General features: G+C 42.9%; 23 protein-coding genes. 5 read left to right on the top strand and 18 right to left on the bottom strand.

The annotated features are described in order from the left end of the window. Positions 1–11: 11 nt before the first annotated feature. The 11 genes from murI to spoIIR all read right to left on the bottom strand — a co-directional run bounded on the left by murI (position 12) and on the right by spoIIR (position 12,241). On the bottom strand, positions 12–908 hold the full coding sequence (gene murI / locus ACHOLT_RS06130; RefSeq protein ID WP_425806515.1) for a glutamate racemase: 897 nt from the start codon (positions 906–908) through the stop codon (positions 12–14). A 57-nt stretch (positions 909–965) separates the two neighbouring features. Then, entirely contained in the window at positions 966–1,922 is a 957-nt protein-coding gene (locus ACHOLT_RS06125) for a GntR family transcriptional regulator (protein ID WP_425806513.1), read from the bottom strand. A 329-nt stretch (positions 1,923–2,251) separates the two neighbouring features. Beyond that, positions 2,252–3,901: a cell wall-binding repeat-containing protein gene (locus tag ACHOLT_RS06120; RefSeq protein ID WP_425806512.1), complete on the bottom strand. Its 1,650-nt coding sequence runs from the start codon at positions 3,899–3,901 to the stop codon at positions 2,252–2,254. A gap of 18 nt (positions 3,902–3,919) precedes the next feature. Next, positions 3,920–5,140 (bottom strand): ABC transporter permease, encoded by a 1,221-nt coding sequence (locus ACHOLT_RS06115; protein ID WP_425806509.1) that lies wholly within the window; start codon positions 5,138–5,140, stop codon positions 3,920–3,922. 52 nt (positions 5,141–5,192) lie between these two features. Then, on the bottom strand, positions 5,193–5,918 hold the full coding sequence (locus tag ACHOLT_RS06110) for an ABC transporter ATP-binding protein (RefSeq protein ID WP_425806507.1): 726 nt from the start codon (positions 5,916–5,918) through the stop codon (positions 5,193–5,195). A 61-nt stretch (positions 5,919–5,979) separates the two neighbouring features. Further along, entirely contained in the window at positions 5,980–7,527 is a 1,548-nt protein-coding gene (locus ACHOLT_RS06105) for an HlyD family efflux transporter periplasmic adaptor subunit (protein WP_425806505.1), read from the bottom strand. A gap of 101 nt (positions 7,528–7,628) precedes the next feature. Beyond that, a complete protein-coding gene (locus ACHOLT_RS06100; RefSeq protein ID WP_425806503.1) occupies positions 7,629–9,113 on the bottom strand; it encodes a sensor histidine kinase in 1,485 nt (494 codons plus the stop codon). Then, positions 9,110–9,802: a response regulator gene (locus ACHOLT_RS06095; RefSeq protein ID WP_425806501.1), complete on the bottom strand. Its 693-nt coding sequence runs from the start codon at positions 9,800–9,802 to the stop codon at positions 9,110–9,112. The genes ACHOLT_RS06100 and ACHOLT_RS06095 overlap by 4 nt, the downstream gene beginning before the upstream one ends. 205 nt (positions 9,803–10,007) lie before the next feature. Next, positions 10,008–10,478, bottom strand: coding sequence for a MarR family winged helix-turn-helix transcriptional regulator (locus ACHOLT_RS06090; protein WP_425806499.1), 471 nt, complete (start codon positions 10,476–10,478; stop codon positions 10,008–10,010). 183 nt (positions 10,479–10,661) lie between these two features. Continuing rightward, on the bottom strand, positions 10,662–11,387 hold the full coding sequence (locus tag ACHOLT_RS06085; RefSeq protein WP_425806498.1) for a GerMN domain-containing protein: 726 nt from the start codon (positions 11,385–11,387) through the stop codon (positions 10,662–10,664). A gap of 146 nt (positions 11,388–11,533) precedes the next feature. Next, positions 11,534–12,241, bottom strand: coding sequence for a stage II sporulation protein R (gene spoIIR, locus ACHOLT_RS06080; protein ID WP_425806496.1), 708 nt, complete (start codon positions 12,239–12,241; stop codon positions 11,534–11,536). A gap of 196 nt (positions 12,242–12,437) precedes the next feature. On the opposite strand from spoIIR, the gene ACHOLT_RS06075 reads away from it, so the two are divergent. Beyond that, on the top strand, positions 12,438–13,172 hold the full coding sequence (locus tag ACHOLT_RS06075) for a ZIP family metal transporter (RefSeq protein WP_425806495.1): 735 nt from the start codon (positions 12,438–12,440) through the stop codon (positions 13,170–13,172). 109 nt (positions 13,173–13,281) lie between these two features. Here the strand turns inward: ACHOLT_RS06075 and ACHOLT_RS06070 are convergent, their stop codons facing one another. Then, positions 13,282–14,001, bottom strand: coding sequence for a GDSL-type esterase/lipase family protein (locus ACHOLT_RS06070; protein ID WP_425806494.1), 720 nt, complete (start codon positions 13,999–14,001; stop codon positions 13,282–13,284). A 348-nt stretch (positions 14,002–14,349) separates the two neighbouring features. Between ACHOLT_RS06070 and ACHOLT_RS06065 the strand changes: the two genes are divergently transcribed. From ACHOLT_RS06065 to ACHOLT_RS06055, 3 genes are all read left to right on the top strand, one after another. After that, positions 14,350–14,853 carry a YlbF family regulator gene (locus ACHOLT_RS06065; RefSeq protein WP_425806493.1) on the top strand — a complete coding sequence of 168 codons (504 nt, stop codon included), beginning with the start codon at positions 14,350–14,352 and terminating at the stop codon, positions 14,851–14,853. A gap of 145 nt (positions 14,854–14,998) precedes the next feature. Beyond that, complete coding sequence (locus tag ACHOLT_RS06060; protein ID WP_425806491.1) at positions 14,999–15,595, top strand: hypothetical protein; 597 nt, start codon at positions 14,999–15,001, stop codon at positions 15,593–15,595. Positions 15,596–15,600: 5 nt separating this feature from the next. Continuing rightward, positions 15,601–15,864 (top strand): hypothetical protein, encoded by a 264-nt coding sequence (locus ACHOLT_RS06055; protein ID WP_425806489.1) that lies wholly within the window; start codon positions 15,601–15,603, stop codon positions 15,862–15,864. 113 nt (positions 15,865–15,977) lie between these two features. On the opposite strand, the gene ACHOLT_RS06050 is transcribed toward ACHOLT_RS06055, so the two are convergent. After that, entirely contained in the window at positions 15,978–16,967 is a 990-nt protein-coding gene (locus ACHOLT_RS06050; protein ID WP_425806488.1) for a hypothetical protein, read from the bottom strand. 139 nt (positions 16,968–17,106) lie between these two features. Here ACHOLT_RS06050 and ACHOLT_RS06045 point away from each other — a divergent pair, with 139 nt between their 5' ends. Beyond that, a complete protein-coding gene (locus ACHOLT_RS06045; RefSeq protein WP_425806486.1) occupies positions 17,107–18,021 on the top strand; it encodes a metallophosphoesterase in 915 nt (304 codons plus the stop codon). A 181-nt stretch (positions 18,022–18,202) separates the two neighbouring features. Here the strand turns inward: ACHOLT_RS06045 and ACHOLT_RS06040 are convergent, their stop codons facing one another. The 5 genes from ACHOLT_RS06040 to ACHOLT_RS06020 form a co-directional block, all read right to left on the bottom strand. Then, positions 18,203–19,534, bottom strand: a complete 1,332-nt coding sequence (locus tag ACHOLT_RS06040) for an acetyl-CoA hydrolase/transferase family protein (protein ID WP_425806485.1) — start codon at positions 19,532–19,534, stop codon at positions 18,203–18,205. A 52-nt stretch (positions 19,535–19,586) separates the two neighbouring features. Then, positions 19,587–20,765 (bottom strand): thiolase family protein, encoded by a 1,179-nt coding sequence (locus ACHOLT_RS06035; RefSeq protein ID WP_425806483.1) that lies wholly within the window; start codon positions 20,763–20,765, stop codon positions 19,587–19,589. Positions 20,766–21,201: 436 nt separating this feature from the next. Then, on the bottom strand, positions 21,202–21,921 hold the full coding sequence (locus tag ACHOLT_RS06030; RefSeq protein ID WP_425807914.1) for a cell wall hydrolase: 720 nt from the start codon (positions 21,919–21,921) through the stop codon (positions 21,202–21,204). Then, positions 21,842–22,009, bottom strand: coding sequence for a hypothetical protein (locus tag ACHOLT_RS06025; protein ID WP_425808222.1), 168 nt, complete (start codon positions 22,007–22,009; stop codon positions 21,842–21,844). Before ACHOLT_RS06025 ends, ACHOLT_RS06030 begins: the two co-directional genes overlap by 80 nt. A 55-nt stretch (positions 22,010–22,064) precedes the next feature. Further along, complete coding sequence (locus tag ACHOLT_RS06020) at positions 22,065–22,385, bottom strand: MazG-like family protein (RefSeq protein ID WP_425806482.1); 321 nt, start codon at positions 22,383–22,385, stop codon at positions 22,065–22,067. Between the last annotated feature and the right edge of the window lie 23 nt (positions 22,386–22,408).

Here is a 22,408-nt window from a genome sequence, read left to right as displayed (position 1 = left end):
CTAAGTTCGATTTAGTCTCCCCATACGACTTGCTTGACCTCTTGAATTTGTCCCGGAAGCAACGTGTTGCCTACGCTTTGGAAAAGTTCCGGATCCCCGCTGACGTAAAAACGAAGCTTCCAAGGAACTTTCGTAGTCTGAACTGACTCCTGCTTTTGATTCGTCTGACGAGTCTGATCCAGCTTATCCAAAACGGTTTTAAGTTCTTGTACCATGGCCCGTGCGGGATCGATCAACTCAATCTTCTCCCCTAAGATTTCTCGAATTACAGGAGCAAGGAAGGGATAATGGGTGCATCCCAGAATCAACGCATCTACTCCTTCACTCTCAAAGCCTGAGAGATACGTACGGGCAATCCCTCTGGCCTCGGGAGTTTTTGACAATCCGGCTTCAACTAACGGAACAAACAAAGGACATGCCTGGGACTTAACTAAAGAGATGGATTGCTCTCCATGCTGCCACTCCTCACTTAGCGCTTGATTATCCGGGAGCACCCCTTTGGATAAAACGCGGCTGATCGCTGAGCTATACGCTTTGCTGCGTACAGTCGCCTCCGTTGCAATCAGTCCAATTTTCCCGCCCATCGTCTTTTTCACCGCTAAACGGGCTCCGGGCTCAATAGTACCGATCAGTGGAATATCGAAACTTTCTTTCAAAACCGGGAGTGCATTGGCCGAACTTGTATTACACGCCACAACTACAGCTTCCGCCCCCTGGCTGATTAAAAAGGTAATGATTTCTTCACCAAAACGGATAAGCTCTTCCTTGCTCCGATTCCCATAGGGAACCCGGGCTGTATCTCCTAAATAGATGATTCGGACCTCAGGAATCCGCTCTAAAATCTCCTTCATGACTGTGAGTCCTCCGACCCCCGAATCAAACATTCCGATAATGTGTTGATGTTTCACACTGCACCCCCATTTAAATATGTCTATATCTCATAAAAGAATTAAAAAATGAATGCTCTATTCGACAACTTTCTTTGATTTAAGCTCGAGTAATGTGCCTCTGATTAAATTGATTGAGCCCGTATCCGGCTCAAATCGGAATTCGATCAGTTCCATTTGTTCCGGCCGACAGCGTTCAGTTATTTTTCTCATCATCGGAGCAAGGATTGCTGCACTGCATTGAGGAAGCAGCTGCTGTATTTCCTCTTCTCTTGGTTTTACCAAGATCTTAAGTTTTGGAAAGAGGCCTGCATTATTTAAGGCGGATTCAACCTTTTCAGCAAAAACGCGGCTTTCGCAGATTAAGGCAATATCTCGTTCCATAGGAAGCTTTGCTATCCTAACGATGGTTTCGAGTTTCGGTTGAAGTGAGATCCCAAGAATAGTCTGTTCCAGTCCCTCCAGTAAATCCTTGACCTTCTGAAGATGATTTACACCTGTAACAATCATGTTCATAGCTTTCATTCTTTCCCGTCCTTGGCGCTCTCTAAGTTCAGAAAGCAAAACAGGGATCAGTGTGACTCCCGGGCCTAAATCCCACCGAGCTTCAGCGAGCTGTTCAGGATTGCATTCAACAAAAGCGACTTTAAGTTTCGCCAGAAGTTCCTTTTTCTCCATTCCGCGAACATGAACAAATGAAATAAAATCGTTGATGGAGAAACCCAGGCTGACTGCATCCTCCATAGCAACATCGATGATCCGAAGGATTTTCTCTTTACGGCTTTCTTGCTGAGCAATCACAATCGTATCTGCAACAAACGTACCTCTGCCCTGAGTTGACGTGAGTACTCCTTCATTTTCAAGTTCTTTATAGGCTTGGCTCACCGTATTCCTGCTTACCTGAAGCTCTTCAGCAAGAACTCTTTCTGTCGGAAGCTTGCTTCCGGTCTGCCACATTCCCTTCATAATGTTTTTTCGAATTTGTTCTTTAAGTTGAATATAGTAAGGTATCCCATTTTTCCGGTCAAGCTCCATAAAATCCCCCCTTAATATATGCTCCACCTTTTCTTCCAGCTATTAAAAATAAGGATTGGATTATAATTTTGGATTAGTCAATTAGTCCAATTATGTTCTGTTATATTCGACATTCAGATGATTATTCCTGCAATTTAATATTCCCTAAATCATAATAATTTCTCTCCAGAAAATTAGTTGTTTCAATTATATATCTAAATAAATACTTCATTCGAAGATAAAAAGAAGAAGAGGACCGTACCGCCTTATTCGCGAGGTCCCCCTGCTGAAGATAACCAAACATGATCTAATGTTAAAAATTTAATTTCTATAATCCTTATTCAAAATCCTTACTTAGCTAAAAGCTGATTTAATTTTTCTTCCACTTGATAACTTATGGCCGAGTTATTCCCGACCACTGTCCCAGAAGGAATGAAAACTTTATTATAGAGAAGAAATGTACTAATGGATGAAGGTATTTCATCAGGCGGTAATGTAATGACGAAGCCATTATTTTTAGCAGCTAAAGCAGCGGTAAACAGGGCATCACCATAAGGTGTTCCATTGCTTACATCATTTGGCGAAACATAAGCAGACGTGAAATAAGCAGGAAAAGTATTCGATGAATGTTGATTAGCAAAATAACTTTGGAAAATCAATTGTTCTGTAGCATATCGATCAGCTCCACCCCAACGTTCAACCACATAACTATGGGTTAAGGAACTCTGAAGATCAGTGCTGATTACGCCAGTTCCTCCAAGCAGTTTTAAATTTCGCGGAGCAAGAGTTGTCAACTCCTTACGTGTAGAATCTGGAAGAACATTTTTATCTGTTAGCAAAATCGGTATTCCTTGTTCAGCTGCTAAAGCACTTGCTGCCAGAGCATCAGGTTCGCCGTAACCATAGGCTAAATAAACTGTTCCCGAAGAACCGACTAGCCCAGCTACTTTTGCTGCTGTTTCATAACGATCACTTCCTGCGATACGTTGTGTAGAAATTCCGTATCCTTGAAGCTGACTTTCAACTGCGCTAGAGACAACTCCCTCCCCGCCAATGATATATACATTTTTAGCATTTAGCCGGAGAATCTCACTCACTACACTAGCCTTAAGTTCTTTTGAAGGCGTCATTAAGATCGGAGCATCATACTTTTTTGCCAAAGGTACTGCAACCATTGCATCTGCAACAACGTCGTCTCGAGTGAGTATAACATTAGTCGAAGAGTTCCAGCCCTTTACAGATACTTCCACCGAACGATCTGCATTATCTGAAGCGCCACTTCCAATTCGATTTCCGGAAGAATAAGCCGAAATAACATTAATGGTTCCGATATCATGCCCGCCGTGGTTTAGCGTTACTTTTCCTACCTTAGTCGGAGTCATTATCAGATCAAATGTTCCATCATAGAGTGTCGTATAAGTTGAAGTCGTTCCACCTACATTTGTCGCATCTACAGTAATCGATTTACGGGGTAATATGTTTCCATCGCTATCGGTTAGCGTAACTTTAACCGTATTACTATAATTAAGAGCTAAATCTCCAGATGTTGCGATCTTAGCACTTCTGACATGAATAGTCCCTGAAGCAACACCGAGTGATTCTGTCCCTGCTGCCAAACCTAATGTATTTGAAGTTGCCGTGACATACATTGTATAATCACCCGGTGTATCAAAGGTTACATTAGAAACAGAAGTACTACCGCTTAAATTATACATTGTTTTATTGCCATTGGGATCGAAGATCGTCGCAATAAACGGACCGTTTCCGCTGTAAACTTCATTGCTGTTATCCAAAAGGCGAAAATTAATTGTGTTTGTTTCACCAACAATGACATTATTATCTGAATCAGAAATAAACTGAATATAGTTTAAGTAACCTGTGTAATTACCAGCGGAATCAGTTGTAGCTAATACAGTCTGAGGATTGAAATTTGACAAAAGAATAAGGCTTACTGCTATTATCTTTAGATATTTAATAAATCGGTTGAATAAAAAATTCACAAAAAGTCTCCTCTCCTTTTACTCATACCTTAAGGCTTCAATGGGATCCATACTGGCCGCTTTTTTCGCAGGAAAAACACCAAACAAGATTCCAATTCCTGCTGAGAAACCAAACGCCATAAAGACTGAGAACATGCTAATACTTGTTGTCATACTCAGTGCCTTTCCAGCAAGAATAGAACCGCTCCAGCCGAGGAGAATTCCAATTCCTCCTCCCAAAATACTCAAAACAACGGCTTCAATGAGAAATTGAATCAGGATATCTTTACTTTTGGCTCCGATCGCTTTGCGGATTCCAATTTCTCTTGTCCGTTCCGTTACAGAAACAAGCATGATATTCATAATTCCAATCCCGCCAACTAAAAGCGAAATGGCAGCTATTCCCCCTAATAGCATCGTTAACGTCTTTGTTACATTTTCCATAGTCGCTAAAACATCCGCCTGATTGGTAACAGTAAAGTCATTAGCTTTACCGGTTTGGAGATTGTGTGAGCTGCGTAACGTACTAGTTATTTCATCTTGTGCAGTGCTCATCATCTCTGCGCTTGTTGCTTCAATGAATATTGACCGCAAATATTTATTCCCAATGAGTCGATCCTGGGCCGTCGATATGGGAATATAGACAACGTCATCATTATTGTTCATTCCGGAAGACCCTTGACTTGCTGTTACCCCTACAACAAGAAACGGAATGTTTTTAAGCTTAATAGTTTTGCCAATAATATCAGCATCGCTGCTTCCCATCAAATTTTCCACAACAGATGGTCCGACGACAGCCACACGAGTAAATGAATCGACGTCCTCTTTGGTAATGAACCGCCCCCGTGAAAGCGTCAAATTCCGAACATCAGCATATGTTTCCGTAGTCCCGGCTACACTTGTTGATGTATTTCCGCTTCCGTACACAACTTGAACATTAGTGCTTACAAAGGGAGCAAGCGATTTTACCGCTGGACAGCTTGACTGGATCTTCGTAACATCTTTCATTAATAATGTGTTGGAACTTCCTGCCGCGCCTCTAACCCCACCCGTGTTGGTTTGACCGGGTGAAACAATTAACAAGTTTGACCCAAGCCCCTTAATTTGTGAGGTAATGTTAGCCGTTGCACCGTTTCCGATCCCAACCATGGCAATAACTGCTGCCACACCAATAATGATTCCCAGCATTGTCAAAATCGATCGGAGTTTATTCGATTTCAGCGCTCTTATCGATATCCGAATTAATTCAAGCAGATTCAAAACCATCCCCCCCTTCCTATTACTCTTTTACTAATGTTAACAATTAAAATCTTTATATAGCAACATTCATACTTTGTACATCGGCTGCAGCATTTCGTGGGTTTTCCACTAGCTTATCTCCCTCAACCGCTCCATCACGAAAGTAGATAACCCGGCGAGTATACTGCACAATTTCCGGTTCATGAGTGATAATCAATACAGTATTACCCTCACTGTGGATCTTCTGAAAAATAGCCATAACATCAATACTCGATTTAGTATCAAGGTTTCCAGTTGGTTCATCCGCAAGAATAATGGCAGGCTTTGTGACCAATGCACGTGCAATAGCTACACGTTGCTGCTGACCTCCGGAAAGCTCCTTCGGACGGTGATGAATGCGATCCCCAAGGCCAACTGATTCCAGAGCATCAATAGCTCTTTCACGTCTTTCTTTAGCAGGTACTCCAGCATAAAGCATAGGCAGCTCTACATTTTCCAGTGCGGTAGTACGAGGCAACAGATTAAACCCCTGGAAAACAAACCCGATTTTCCGGTTACGAATTTCTGCAAGCTGGGTTCCTGTTGCACGAGCAACATCTGCCCCATCCAAAAAATACTCACCAGAAGTAGGTCTATCCAAACATCCTAGAATATTCATCATTGTCGATTTTCCCGAACCAGAAGGTCCGGTGATTGCAACAAATTCTCCCGCATCAATCTGCAAATCCACACCACGCAAAGCTGCTACTTCAATATCTCCCGTAGAATAAATCTTCTTAATTCCCTTGAGTGATATCAATCTTCAACCTCCTCTACAATAACAATAACTAACATCTTAAATGATTAAAGCCATTTACGATTTATTTGCCAGATGCACCGGAAGGTGGACCACCCTGCCCGCCTGTACTGGTCGCCCGATTTAGAGCTCCCATATCAGATCCCCCGGTCCTATTACTCGTACTTGATTTTTGGGTTGAAGTTGAAGGTGATTTTGATGTTGCAGCTGTGACAACAGATATGATAATTTCCTGTCCTTCGGTCAATCCGCTTTTTATCTCAACATTAGTCCCATCATTTAATCCGATTTCAACTGGAACTAAATGAGAATTAGAGGTTTGACTATTTTTCGCTTTATTGCTGCTTTTACTGGATGCGGCTTCACCAGAGGCATTCGGAACAAGTACGAAGTTCTTCCCATTCTGTGTTTTTAAAGCCTCACTGGGAATCGTCAGCACATCTTTAACTTGATCTAATATAATATTAACGTTAGCATTCATTCCAGCCTTTAAAATGGTTCCCTTTTCATCAACAGTCACCGTCACTCCAAAAGTGGTAACATTCGACGAAGTAGTTCCTTGAACTGCAACAGCTGTCACCGTTCCTGATATTTTTGTATCGGCTTGAGTATCAAGGGTGATCTCCGCCTTCTGGCCCACTTTAAGACTATTAACATCCGCTTGACCAACCGTCGTATCAATTTGCAGGACATCTGGATCAGCCGCCAAAGTTACTCCTGGTTTGGAGCTTGATGTCGTAGTCGATTCCATAACTTGCCCGACTTGTCCTGTGACAGCCGTAATCACACCATCAAAAGGAGCAGTCATTGTCGCTTTTCCCAAATTAGTTTGGGCTGTTTCAAGTTGAGCTTGAGCCTGTTGTACAGCGGTTTGGGCTGTCAAAATATCTGCCGAATTTTGACCATTCTCTAACTTATTAACCTTTTCTTGAGTAAGTAATAAGTTTTGCTGAGCAACATCATATGCAGATTGAGCAATATTTAGGGCTGTAGCAGCGCCACCATTTTGAGCATTTTGTGCCGTCGTAAGCGCCTGCTGAGCCTGTGTCAGAGCCGTTTGTGCCGACTGGATTTTTGAACTTTCTCCACTAGCCATTGCCTGTGCTAAAGTATTACTCGCCTGGGTCACATTTTGATTGGCAATATTTACTTGATTGGCTAAATAAGCAGAATCTGCATTATTTTTAGCTGTATCTAAGGCAGTTTTCTTCGTATTAAGAGTTTCTTGAGCTTGTTGTAATGAAGATACTGCAGTAGGCAAAGCATCCTCTTGAACTTGTTTAAGCTTTGCTTGAGCTGAAGCAAGATTAGCTTGTTGTTGATTAACCGTTTGTTGTAAATTACTTGGATCAATTTGCATGAGAACTTGACCCGCTTTAACCTTGTCTCCTACAGCTATATTTTTAGCGATAAGCTTTTCTGTCTGTTCAAATGTAAGATTAATAAGCTTCGGATAACTAACCGTTCCTGTAGCAGTAATCACTTTACTCACATTACCACGCGTAACTTTACCGTTGACTGTAGTCGTGGTCGCAGGTTTGGCTGAAAAACTTTTATACGCCCAAACCCCCCTCCAATTAGAGCGACTCCAAGAACACCCAGGATGATCCACTTCTTTTTTGGTAAGTTATTAGGTAATTTGGGCAACTTAATTTTCATACCTACTCTCCTCGTCTCCTAAATTATTTAAATTCAAAGCTACCTAATTAAAAGCTAGAAATTAATCGGTAAAAATACGCTGAAATACGTTCCTTTGCCTAGCTCGCTCTTAACTTGAATCTCTCCGCCATGAGCTTGTACAAATTCTTTCGCAATCGCTAATCCTAATCCCGTACCTCCAGTTTCTCGATCACGGGATTGATCGACCCGATAAAAGCGATCAAAGATATGTTCCAAATTCTCAGTTGGAATTCCCTCACCTGTATCTTCAATCGTAACTCTTACCCACTCCAATTGCTTATCATTATCTTCCTCTGGACGCTCCCGTACGTCACCGGCGGAAGCAGCTCTAATTTTACGGCCTCCCGTTTTCTTTTCTCCTTCCTCAGAAGAAACCTTAGGTTTCCACCGTCCGATGCTCACCTTAATTTTCCCTCCAGAAGTTGTGTGCAAAAGTGCATTTCCAATAAGATTTACAAAGACTTGTGTTAAACGATCTGAGTCAGCGTTGATCTTAAGACTTTCTCCAAAAAGTTCTCCTTTAATCTCCCGATCTTCAAACTCAATAGCAAACTGCTCGAGAATTTTTTTCAAGAGCTTATGCAAATCCATAGGCATCCGATGCAGCGGAAGCTTACCCGCCTCAGCTAAGCTCAATTGTTGTAAATCTTTGACTAAACGGCTTAGTCGGATGGCTTCATCCTGAATAGGGAGCAATGTTTCTGCAGTTAATGGCAGTACTCCTTCCTGAATTGACTCGAGCTTACCCGAAATAATAGCAAGCGGCGTTCTAAGCTCATGAGCAATATCCGCGACCATATTTTGCCGAACTTCCTCATTGCGTGCTAACTGTTCTGTCATTTGATTAAAGGCATTCCCAAGCATGGCGATATCATCTTCGCCTTCGATCTTAAGGCGTGTTTTAAGATCCCCTTCCCCCACGCGGCGTACAGCGAAGGTTAAATCCTTAAGCGGGCCGGTTAAACGGTTCGTGAGAAGGCTTCCCAAAAGTACCGCTAAAAGTGTCGTTAAAACCACGCCAATCAGCATTGAATTAATAATGTATCGCCCAATCGATTCTGCTAAACGATTTTGACGAGGCGGGGTTTTATTGTCAATCCAAAAATAGCCTACTGTTGTGTTGTTAACTTTAATTTCAAGCCATTGCTTGCTTACTTTGTCATTGTCAGAAATTTGCGTTAAACTTTTACCTAAATCAATACTCCTTGAAGTACCGACAACCGTCTTATTGATATCAAAAACGTAAAAGGGGTCAGCTTCCCTCGGCGCCGTTTCGTCTGGACGAGGTCCATATGAAAGAATCCTGTTGATATACTCCTGTACCCCATCCCAGGATTTATGTTCTATATAATAAGAGGTCAGGCTTCGATTCCATTGCTGAGTAAAGCCCTGCTGAACATAACTTACGGCATGCCCTAATAAATAATGGACTGAGGACAGCGCAATTCCAGAAAAAACAATACCCATAAAACAGACTAACCCAACTAAAGCCATTAAAAACTTCCGTTTAAGAGTCATGACGGATCACCAAAACGATAACCTACTCCGAAAACCGTTTGAATGTAAATAGGCTCCGCCGGATTATCTTCCACTTTCCTGCGAAGATTAGAAACATGAGTATCAATAGATCGTTCATAATAAAGATATTCTTCACCCATCGCCTGACGAAGGAGCTGCAGGCGGCTATAGGCAACTCCCGGCCGCGAGGCTAGAAGCTGTAATATTTTGAACTCTGTCGGCGTAAGTTGGATCTCATTATCTCTCTTCCATACCCGATGACTTGGTCCGTCAATTGTCAGTTCCCCTCGATGGAGGACCCCTCCTGCCGGATCTTGTACTCCAGACAAAGTTCGTCTCAAAACGGTTCGAATCCGCGCTAGCAGTTCACGTAAACTAAACGGCTTAACAATATAGTCATCCGCTCCAAATTCTAAACCTAAAACCCGATCCACTTCTTCTGATTTTGCCGTTAACATAATGATGGGTATCGAACTCGTCTGTCGAAGTTTTTTGCAGATCTCAATCCCGCTCATTCCCGGCAGCATCCAATCCAAAAGAACCAAATCAGGTTTTTCTGCTTCAATTCGCTTTAGAGCATCCATACCATTCATTTCCATAAGTACATTAAAACCTTCACGTTCAAGATAATCGCGCACAAGATTTAGAATTTCCGGCTCATCATCAACTAAGAAAATTTTTGCTTCCATGTTTCACCCTCTCTACTGCAATAAAATCCTATATATTACTCTCTTGTTTATATTCTGCTAGCCTTATTATAACGAGTAATTTTCAATACTGTCTCAGGAAATTCATAAGAAATTGTTAAGTTCAATATCATAAAAAGAATAAGGTAGGAAATCCTACCTTAGTTTGAGATTCTTAATCAATTTCTAATCCATCAAAATTAAATATTTATAGAACTTGCGTCTCAGGTATATAAGCTTTTTCTTCTTTTCCCATCCTATTTACCAAGTTCACCAATGTTTTTAATAAAACCGCGCTTTCTTCTTCCGAATACGTCTTCATGACTTTTTCAAGAAATACCTGACGCTCCCGGATAACTGCATCCACAACTTCTTCTCCTTTTGGCAAAAGATTGATGTGGACAATACGCCGATCTTTGACATCTCGAATTCTTTCGACCAGTCCTCCGCGCTCTAATCGATCCGCTAAATCCGTAACTGTACTGCATGCTGTGAATAAATGTTTGCATAGTTCTCCCATGGTTAGTGATCCGAACTCTTTTAGTTTTAGCAGGGCATTAAATTGTGAATTAGAAATTCTCGCTTCAAAAAGAATTGAACGTTCACTGCGATACATCATCGTATTTATTTCACGAATCGTTTCTTCAAGTTCTTGTCCCAATTCCAACAACCCTTCCACGAGATACCCTCCCTTCTTATCGGCAACACTTCATAGATGAACAATACCCGTAATTAAAATATCTTGTACTTATTTTAGCATATTGCCCTTTCCTAGTGAATAAGGACTGTTCCTCCTTAGAAATTATATTCTAAAAGAAGAAACAGCCCTGCTTTTAATCTATCAAAGTCTATTCAATATATTTCAGGTTGTACTTGACGGAATAGAGAATAAATTCATTGAACTGGGTGAATCAGTGCCTAATGGAACGCTATTCGTTCCGGAACCTGACGTACCTGCGCTGCCCCCTGAACTTGGAGTGGTCTTACTACTCCCTGCCCCTTGACTTTTAACGGCTGAAGTGTCTTTAACAAGTCCATCATTAAAGGAAAGATGGCTCAGATCCAAATTTCCAAGCTTCGTTAAGGGTTTTCCCTCGACTCTGAGCTTGACTTCATGTACTGTTGGAAACTGAGTTAGCGTATTAACAAGCCCATAGATTGAAACCTCTTGCGACACTTTATTTACCGGTTGTACAAATTCCTTACTGAAGTCAACAGTAGCTATCCCATCTTTGACTGAGATATCCAAAAGGGTGGTCGCAGGAGCAACAGCCGCTTGAGCGTTTCCCTTACCCGTAGGTCCTTTAACCCATTCATTAATCGTCTCTCTTGCTAAGCTGAGCGTCTTAGGCAACGTTCTTTCTTCTTTTACTAAGTATTTTCCTGTACTATCCGGAAAGTAAAGGTTGACAGCCTTGCCATCCCCAAGATTTGTTGTCGCCGGAACCGCTTGCTGATCCTTGCCTCCGATCCATTGTGACAGCGGAGAGGTTTCTCCATCCTTTTGGACGAGTGTTTGAAGTGTTCCGCAGCCAGTAAGCACAAAACTGATGACCATCATTGCAACGATTGTAAATAGCTTCCTCACCTTTCTTCCCCCTTAATCCGTTCAAAACACCTTGTGTTAAATGCTATGCTTTGTCCAGGAAAATAGTACACGTTCCCAATATATTTCTGAGGGAAAGAAGTAATTATTATTACTCAGTAGCCGTCGATGACCACGAGAAAAGATAATTACCAGAACTTTTTAAGTTTCTCCCAAATCCAAAACTTCACCTCCGGTTTAGCGGATGATCCTTGCACAGCTTTTGATGCGGAGTTCTTCCCTCCTTGCTGAATAGGGATCCCTGGCTTGCCATCAACGGGAACGGCAGTCGAATGCTCAATATCGACAAAGCATAATGGAGGAAATAGCACGCACCACCAATTTGAACCCTCAGCCTTGCCGATCAGCACACGGACAGCCTCGTAGTCGCCAGCCGGCAAAACCAACGAACCATAGGACTTAGTCGGGAAAGGGAAATGCCCATAGTCTGTTTTAACTTCATAGTCTTTTCCCCAAGCTTGAACAACCGATTTCCCAATTTCCTCCATCGCCGGGCGTAAATCTGTTAGGATTTTTCGAGACTCCTCAAGCGAATGAGATTCGGCAAGTCGCGGGGAAACTTCTTTTAATATAGCATCTCTGACTGCCCGTTTTAAAGCTTGATCTTCATCGCTGTCTGAATTAGCAAGCACATGAAAACGAATCAGCTCTTCAGGATGTGCCGCCAGCTGTGCTTCGGCTGCAGTACTCGAATCCTGTTTAAAACTATTAATGGCCTTGCCATAGCTTAAATATTGTCCGCTGTTAATTGACAAAAAAAGTGCAATAACGAATAGACTAATCCAATGATAAATATTTACCCTGCGTTCTGTATGACATGAAAAATTATATTCCATAACGTTAAACTCCTCTTCTTTGGAAATTTTACTGAATCATCTCTTAATTTCAGTATGTCCAAATAAAAAGGAGTTTTAGACTTTTATTTGTGAAAAAAATAATTAGCTTGATATTATGTTGGATCTATTCTTCGTATAAAGATAATTTTCCGGCATACATCTTAATATGGCTTTTTCCGGCGAGGGGGATTATCTGATGACGAAAACATTAGAAATTCTTTGGATAAGTATGATCGCAGGTTTGGCAACAACCTTGGGCAGTATTCTTGTTCTTCTCTTTGGGCGTCCGCAAGAACGAGTTCTGGCAGCCTTACTTGCAGGAGCCGGCGGAGTAATGTTAGCCGTTGTTAGTCTGGATCTCCTTCCTACAGCCTGGGAAATCGGCCCGCCGCTGCAGGTTTTGGGGGGACTTATCTCTGGACTTATCTTTATGGGATTAGCAGATCGCCGCCTTAATTCATCCTCACCGAATCTTCCCCTCACTCGCCGCCAAAGACTAAAACGCATCGGCCTTCTTGTTGCTTCAGGAATTGCGCTCCATGATCTTCCCGAGGGCATGGCGATCGCGGTCGGACAAGAAGCAACCGACGGACTGGGATTTCTTATTGCTTTAGCAATCACCCTTCATAATCTTCCCGAAGGAATGGCTACCGCCGCCCCCTTAAAAATGGCCGGCATACGAGGATGGAAAGTACTGCTTCTTAATGTAGGTATCGCCTTCTTTACACCCCTGGGTGCCTTTTTAGGCATCATTGCCGTTGAGAGTGTAAAAAACTCCCTTGCCTTTTTCCTCGCACTGGCCGGGGGCGCCATGGCCTTTTTAGTCTTTGGTGAACTATGGCCTCTTTCCCGCGAACGTCATCCTCACTATGCATTGCTTGGCGGAGTTCTCGGCTATGTCTTTTTCGCGATTCTCAGCTTCTTCCATTAAGGATTTTGCTTTACATCGGTGACCCGATAAGCTTTGGGGACAAAACTAACGCTTAAGTCCTTTCCCGCTTGTAAATCAAAATCCGGCAAATTTCTAAAGCAGATATGAATTACTTGAGGACGCGGGCAGCATATTCTCCCATGGCTTGATACCCTTTTATCGAGGGGTATTTATTATTATCCGAATACCCTTTTAAATATTTTCCATTGGAGTCCATCACCGCTGAAGCAAAATCCAAAACAAGAAAACGTTCTGTTTGTGCATATTCTTCTATCCAATTCCTCATATCCGTAATAGCCTCCTGAGCCCCAGGATAAGGCATGGGTAAAGCCAGCAGCGGAGTGATATGATTTGAGCGCGACTTATCAACAATCGCTTGAACATTGCTCTGAAACTCTTTTAACGATATATTTCTTAGCGCATCTCCATTCCCCGCGAATATAATAACTCGACCCGGTTTTTCGGAAACAACATCGGCGTCAAATCGAGAAAGCATATCCTTCGAGGTCTGAAAGACTTTTCCTTTATTCAAAACTGTTGTATTGAGGTTTTCCCCAAGAACCCCAACCCAGGAATGGTCTGGTCCGGCCGGATATCCATAAGTAAATGAATCTCCCAACGCAACAATTTTCGCGTTTGCGTTTGCATTTGTATTTGTATTAGTATTTTGTACTGACCGAGTTTCTGACGTCTTATTGGAAGATGAAGCAGAAGAAGCAACGGATCCCTTAGAATTTCCCCAAGCTCCTAAAAAGCCTGCAGCCACAACGAAAACACTCAGTAAAACGGTTAACTGAATCAGCCGGATTTCCAAACGATATGTTCGCACTTCAACCCATCCTCCCATACCTTGATATAAAAGAGGCACAACCATGTAGCTTCTCACGCAGAAATGAACGATTTTCGCGGAAGGGCGGTAAGGCGCACTAAGCTTTCGTAGTATAGCGGAGCCACTGGTTTACTTCAGGTATTACCTTGAGGTTTGGCGAAGCTACTACGAAAGCAAGTGTGCCAGCCCTGGAGCGACAAGTGAATGGATGCGAGAGAAGTTACATGACCCCATATCCTCTTTTACTAAATTTAATCATTCTACATCTCCTCTATCCTTTCCTTCTCTCACGTCCTGCAGACTTCCCGCATACTTTAGTATCAGGAATCAAAGGAGGTGCCCTTTATAATGAGCTACATTGACAAGGCAAGGGAACTCGGGGAAGCTTTAGTCCAAACCCCCGAAGTGCAAGCTTTACTTGCAGCTGAAGCCGCAATTAAAGCAGACCCGGAAGCCAATGAGTCCTTCATGCAATATCAGGAAAAAGAACGTCAGCTGGTTACTACTCAAATGCTTAGTAAAGTCGTTCCAGAAAAAGAATCTCTAGCTCTGATTGACTTGAAGATTCGCATCATAAACAAACATCCTCTTATTAAAACGTATTTCCAGCAGCAACAAAAATTTGAACGCGTCATGGCCATGGTTAATCTTACCATTACGACAAGCATTCATGGTATGCCCAGTGCTGATCAACTCCCCTTACCTGATGAAATCAAAAACATGGCGCAGAAGATTTTTGATTCCATCGGCGGAGGCGGCTCTGCTAAAGCCATGGAAATTCCCAAGGATTTTAAGCTCCCGTCTGGGTTTAAACTTCCCCCGAATACTAAAATCCCCGGCATCAACGAATGAGGTTTCCCAATTATTCTCGCCCCATTCTTAAAAATGATATTACCCACCCAGTAACTCTAATATCCTTTCTTATTGTGCTTGCCCTTGGGACTTGGTTGATCATTCAAACCTGGTTTTAATACAAAATATTGAGGAGGTGAGCGACATGGCAACTGTTAACGCTTGTCCCCAGCCTCTGCCTATCGCTCCCTTCTCTTTCTCGCTTTTAGTCAGTAGTCCGATTCGATGCAATTTAATCTTTAGTCCTGTTAGTGCCATGATTTTCCCTTTTGCCAAGGTTGAATTGCCCTTTGCTGCGTTAATCGTTGCCGGTCTTGACATTGTAACAAGCTTCCTTATGAAGCGTTCTCTTATTCAGGCTCCGAGTCCCCGACCCATTCGCCCCGATCTATACCCAGTAACACTGACGCTTCCTCAACTCATGAGCCTATTACAAAATGCCTCCAATGGGAATTTAACCCTCCCCAATGGTTCCCCAACTGGACAAGGCTTTGGCCCCGTTGGCGAGGATGAACCTCTTTTTCCTGACAATTTAAGTTTTTCGCTCACCGTTGGGGCCCCTATTGCGGGTTTTGACGGAAGCCCGGACACCTCATTTAACGTGCCTCTTTTCGAAGTTCCCGGTGTTCCAGGAAATTTAATCTTGGCCTTTATTATGATTCTTTCTCAATTCTTGATTGAACGTACTGGTATAGGAGCCCCAGGGTGCGAACCCACCGCATCCTCTCAAGGGGGTGTGTAGAACTCATGATCCGTTATGGAATTCCGCCTAACACAGTTTTACAAGTTCAAGGACTTGATTACAGTGAATCAGGCTTTCGTAAAAGTATTACCTTTCTTCGTTCTCCGCCGGTCGGAGCAACCTTTATCGCTTTAAGTATTTTCTTTTTGATTGTTTTCTTAACGAATACCCTTTTTAATTCCGCGAATCTATTAACTATCGGAATAATCGTTACCTTAAGCGTTTTAGCAATTATGGGCTTGATTATTCTTATTCTATTTTCTCTTTAACACTTTCCTTGAACGAGGGAAGTGTTTTAGCTTATTTTGAACGTGTTGGCTAAAATAAAATATGAGGCAGCATGAGAGCTGCCTTATATTTAACATTTTTTAATTCTAATTATTTAGGGAGCTGTTGGAGGAACGTACGAAGGAACGGATTGAGCGCCCGGAAGCTCAACCGGTGCGGAATTTAAAGGATTCACAGGATCGAGTACCCCCGACGAAGGTAATCCTTCGAGTGGAACCGTTTCTTGAGGTACTGCGACCGGAGGAACCATCGGGGCTTTTCCTCTTCCCCGGACAAAACCCGTAATCTTATTCCAAACTGATCCGCCTGCTTTTTTAACCGGATTTAGAAAACGTGATGGACCTGAGGGCGGTTTCACTTGTAAAATAATCGGTCCGTTCGGAACATGCCCCAAACGCTGAGGATTTTCTACTGTAATCAACACCCTGCTGTAATGGAAAAGAGGAACTTGGCTCCGAAACTGAGTTTGATAAACACCATTGCCAACGGGTCTTAAGATTCCGGCTAAAAACCCCGTCTTTCCTCCTTGATCAACCAAATAAGCAGCATACGTGTTATAACCCTGCTCGAATAAAGTATTCGGCGCAGGCAAATTAGCAATACACGTAAAAACGTTATCGGGAGAGATGGTCGCAATGCCGTTAGCCGCCAGCCCAGCCTGTGCAGGTTCTAAAATCAATTGACGCGGCTGATTGATGGCTTGCCCTTCTCCTCCCTGACCTAGAAAGGAAAATGGACCGCCACCCATTGCTCCTCCTTGTTTAGGTCCTATAAAACCGCCTCGAAGGTTGTTTATCTGCCCATCTTTTTGAAAAACCCCGCGGCTTTTAAGCCCGGCTCCCAGATTATTACGTATGGAACCACCGGGGAACGGTGCAAATCCTGAATTCATCATTCCCATAGGATTAGGAGTCATCCCGTTGCCGGGATTCATCCCGCCTTGAGGAAATCCTTGACCAGGCATCATTCCATTTCCCGGGTAACCCAAACCAGCACCAGGACCCATCTGAGGCTGAACAGGCAACCCTTGCGGAGCAGCCTGTCCAAAGCCCTGCGGCCTGTTCATATTTCCACCAAACTTCACCTTTATTCCCCCCTATCTAAGGCGCTCTTTCTTAACATAATATGTTAACGCCATTCGATTGGTGCTCTTCGATTGGCATTTGCTGCCTGCCTGTGATAACATATCGTAAGAAGAACAATGGCTTGAAAGGGGTTCGCAAATGCAAAAATCCCCCAATACATTAACCCGGCGTACTTTTTTACGGAGAATAGGCGGTTTCCTTGCCGGCCATTGGGCCTTATCCGGTACGGTAATCGGTGGAACGGGAATTCTAGCATGGGCTGAACATGATACCCTGACCTTAAAACAAGAATTTTGGGACTTATCCTATCCGACACTTCCTTCTGCACTTGATGGGAAACGCATCGTTCAATTTTCCGACGTTCACCTCGAACACCTTCGTCTCAGTTCCGAAACAATTCAAAAAAACATAAACGCCCAAAATCCAGATCTTCTCGTTTTGACTGGGGACCTCATTTCGACTCGGGCAGACCTCGATAAAGTATCAGAGTATCTGCAGCCATTAAGAGCACGTTTCGGCAAATACATAGTTATGGGAAATAATGATTATTCTCATTTCTCACGAACCCTTTTTAATCGTTATTTAGAACTTTTACGGGGGATGGGCTGGATCCCCCTTCTTAACGATGCTGAATATCAAAAAGAACTTGACCTCTGGGTAATTGGTGTTGATGATCCGGCAACTGCCCATGATGATGTTGCTCGCTCTTATTCCAAGTTAAAAGAACTTAAAGAAAGTCACTTTCGCCTCGTCCTCTCCCATTCTACCGATTGTCTTGATGATGTCGCCAAATACGGTGCCGAGCTTATGTTAACAGGTCATACCCATGGAGGCCAAATTCGCCTGCCGGGTATGAGGAAACCTTGGATTACCAATACCTATCTTGGCAGTGAAGGCATCTATGAGGGCTATCATATCATTCAGGGGGTTCCTCTCTACATTAACCGCGGGATTGGCGAAAGCGTAATCCCCCTCCGGCTGAATGTCCCCCCCGAAATTACAGTCTTTACCTTACATAAAGGTGAAGCTAAACCTATTCATGTGACACGATAGAATTTCTAGACCGCCAAAGAACGATAAAAACGCTTGACAAGTATCAATGCCAAGCGTTTTTTTTTGAGTTAAAGTGTGTACTCCTCCAAATACGATTTATTATATTTATAGAAAATTGGCATATCCAATGTGTTGCCATTAGATATGCCAATTTGTATGTTAATCAGAACGCTTATAATTCTTAACGTTTATTACTATGACGCCAAATTCCAAGCTGTTCAGCCTCTTTAATTAATTCGTCACGGAAATCAGGATGCGCAATCGAAATCAGGGCTTCGGCGCGTTCCCATGTTGCTTTCCCCTTCAAATTTACAATCCCATATTCAGTGACCATATACTGAACAAGAGCGCGATGAGTGGTGACAACTCCTCCTGGAGTAATGATCGGATTAATCCTTGAGTGAAGCTCCCCACCTTTTTTAAAGGTCGACTCCATAGCCATGAAAGATTGCCCGCCTTTTGAATGATATGAACCATAGGCAAAATCAAACTGTCCGCCAGTCCCGCTGATCTGACGCGTTCCCGAGGATTCCGAGGCAACTTGACCCGTCAGATCGATCTCAATACAGTTATTAATAGAAGCCACCTTATCGTTTTGGGCTATGATAAACGGGTCATTGACATAATCTACGGGATAAGCAGCACACTGCTGATTATTGTGTAAAAAGTCATATAACCTTTGAGTACCGAAGCCAAACGTATAAACAACTTTAAACCTGTCAATGTTCTTTCTGGCACCGGTGACACGTCCTGACTCCACCATATCAACCATGGATTCGGTAAACATCTCACTATGCAGCCCCAGATCTTTTAGATCCGATTGAGCTATCATCTGCCCAAGTGCATTAGGCATACCGCCAATTCCAAGTTGGATACAGCTTCCGTCTTCAAGCAAAGGCAAAATATATGAAGCAATCTTTTTTTCAATTTCTTTGGGTTCACCGCTCGGAACCTGCAGCATCTTCCAGTCTGCTTCGACAATATAATCCACTTCCGAAATATGAATGCTTTCTTCTTTTCCCCCGAGACACTTTGGCATATTGGGATTGACTTCTAAAATAACGATTTTAGCTTTTTCACAAACGGCATGGGTAGAAGATACTTGCATACCAAAGTTAAAATATCCATGCTCATCCATCGGCGTAACGGGAATCATCGCCACATCCACATCCAGGAATCGACGGTAAATCCCCGGAACCTCATGATAAAGCATTGGAATAAACCAGGCAGCTCCTTGATCATGAAGTTTACGGTCGATACCGCTGAAATGCCAGTTATTAAAAATAAAATGCTTGGACTCCGGATCAACTTTCACAACTTCAGGCATACGCAAGGATGTATACGTACGGATTTTTACATCTTCAAGTTCCTCAGCACGTCCTGCCAGCGCTTTATCCAACGCTACAACTTGACCCGCAAAAGAACCGTAATCGATCCAATCACCGGATTTAACCACACGGACTGCTTCCTCAGGAGTTACCAACTTTTTTTGATATTCTTCACTTAGACTCATCGAAAATCCTCCTCATGTTTGATCTCTACTCTTTTTAGGCTTTATCTCTTCTCTATAGGAGTTCGACCACTGTAGCAACTGCCGGACCGCCGCCGGCACAGAGTGAAGCACAGCCATACCGCTCCCCGCGGCGGCGCATTTCATGCAAGAGCGTAACAATTAAACGCGCTCCGGAATTTCCCACAGGATGTCCTAGCGAAATCCCAGAACCGTTTGCATTGACTTTATCCATACTTAGTTTCAGTTCACGGTTAACAGCTAGAAATTGGGCTGCAAAAGCTTCATTCAGCTCCCAATAACCAATGTCCTCAATATCCAGACCTGCAAACTTTAAAGCTCTCTTGACAGCAGGCACTACGCCAATTCCCATAATCTTCGGATCGACAGCCGCGGAAGCCGTCGCCAGAATTCTTGCCAGAGGCTTGATTCCAAGCTCAGCTGCCTTTTCTGCAGACATTAAAATGAGTGCGGAGCCTCCATCATTCAAACCGGATGCGTTTCCAGCCGTTACTGTACCGTCCTTTTTAAAAACTGTTTTTAATTTAGCTAAGACCTCAAGATTAGTTGATGCATTCGGATGCTCATCCACTTTTACTTCGGTCAAACCTTTTTTCGTTTTAATCTGTACAGGTACGATTTCCTCGTCGAATTTTCCCTCTTTGATTGCTTTAACCGCCCGTTGGTGGCTTAATAAAGCTAATTCATCTTGTTCCTCACGAGAAATCTCATACATCTCAGCCAGATTTTCTGCTGTTACTCCCATGTGATAGTTATAAAACGCATCGACCAAACCATCGTTCAGCATAGAATCGACTAAGACATCATTTCCCATTCGATACCCGCTCCGTGCCTTGGGTAAAAGGTAAGGGGCATTGGACATACTTTCCATCCCCACAACGGCTCCAATATCCACCTTGCCGAGAGCAATCTCTTGGGCAAGAATATCCGTTGCTCTCATTGAAGAAGGGCACAGCTGATTAACAGTAACAGCTACTGTCTCTAAGGAACAACCCGCATTTAAAGCGACCTGACGAGCAGGATTTCCCTTTAGACCTGCTTGAAAAACATTGCCTGCAACAACCTCTTCAATTTTAGCAATGTCTAAGTTTGCTTTTTTACAAGCCGCTTTTAATGCCGTTACCCCAAGTTCAATTGCAGAAACATCCTTCAATGCACTAAGATAATCTCCGATAGGGGTGCGCATCGCACCGACAATGACAACCTCCTGCATTCCTTTTCCTCCCATATCCATACCTTTGTTAAAGCGACAGCTTTAGCCCAAGTTTTATCTATGGGTTCTTTTGTTGCAAGATATATGCCAATTTTCCGAATATTCGACGAGCATTCGTTCCTATCGGTCTTCAAATCCTTAGAATTTAGCCTTTTTTGAAATTATAATAAAGTAGGTAAAAAAGTTCACAAAGTTTCTTGAAGTCGCACTTTTTTACACATGTCTACAAATTTGTACACTCTAAATTTCCAATTACTTCTTTATTTTCTTAAAAGTCTGATTATACCTCGGTCTTCTTCTCTCACTATTATGTCTATTGTTTGAGACATTATATTCTCCGTTTTTGGACACAAATATGCTCCCCTTTCCGCAGCAAATTGTATTATTTGATCTACTGCCTTAAGGGGAGCCTATTTTTTCAAAGCTGTTGATTCAATTATATACTAAATGTGTGATTTCCTATTTGTTTAATCACTGGACGGCTCTTAATCCAACGATCAGTGGCAATCTTTGGGTTAAAATAATACAGTGCGCCCCCACTTGGATCCTTTCCTGACAAAGCTGCCTCTGCTGCCCGGTACGCTTCTTCATCCGGTATTAAGTGGATCTGTTTATCGACAACTGCCGTAAAAGCTCCCGGCTGGAAAACGACGTCCTGGATTGTTTTAGGAAAATGAGCATCCTTTAGACGATTAAGAACAACCGCGCCTACCGCGACTTGTCCTTCGAAATCCTCTCCGCGTGCCTCGGCATAAATTAACCGGGCTAATAATTCAAGATCGTTTTTTGTAATCGCATCATTATTCTGCTTACCGTCGCTTAGCTTATTATTACCTCTTGAAGTAATCGAAGCTGATTCAGACGCTTTATCTTGAACCGGCTTCTCAGTCGTCGGCTGCGTCTCTGCCTGCGGAGCAGTTGTTTGCTGTACAGTTGCTGTAGACTCTTCTGTGCGTTCATCCATCACAATATTGTAGGTCTTGATCGGATCATCATTCTGGACTTTCTGTTGAGTTATCTGCTCTTGGGACGAAACCTGTTTTTTCTTTGGAACAAACCCGGATTGACTGTTTTTCTCAACTTGGATTTGTTGTTCTACCTTGGTGTCCGACACTTGATAAAGGTCGCCACCAGTTTGCCCACGTACAGGATAAATGGAGCTCTGCCAACAAAACAACGTAAGCACCCCGCACAGGAACATTGCCGAGGATTTCCGGCATCGTCGGTGTGACAAAAAAAATCACCTCTTGAAAAAAGAATTATTTCTATTCTTTCCCAAAGTCGGTGATTTTTATAACTTTAATCGCAATACCCTTTTTTTCTTAATTTATTAACGTGCTCTTCAAGTATTTTGTCCAAGTTAATTCCATATTGTTCTTCTAAAACAAACATCATGGTTACAGCGGTTTGCGCAACATCAACGAGTTCCTGAGCGACCATTTGCATAGCTTCCGCTTCTTCAACCCTCTGCTGTTCTCCGCTTAACCCACGGAACTTTCCAATCGCCTGTGCCAGCTCACCCGACTCTTCCATAATCTTAAGCGCCGTACTCTCCAAGGAGGGACTAAGCCGGTTAAGCCGCGGCAAGGTTACCGTTTTTGAGCGACGTATATCTTCCACTTCAAAAACCTCTTTATCTTTAA

It is taken from the genome of Desulfitobacterium nosdiversum (assembly GCF_049860565.1).
Taxonomy (GTDB): Bacteria; Bacillota; Desulfitobacteriia; order Desulfitobacteriales; family Desulfitobacteriaceae; genus Desulfitobacterium_A; species Desulfitobacterium_A nosdiversum.
This window is presented reverse-complemented; position numbering and strand designations above follow the sequence as displayed.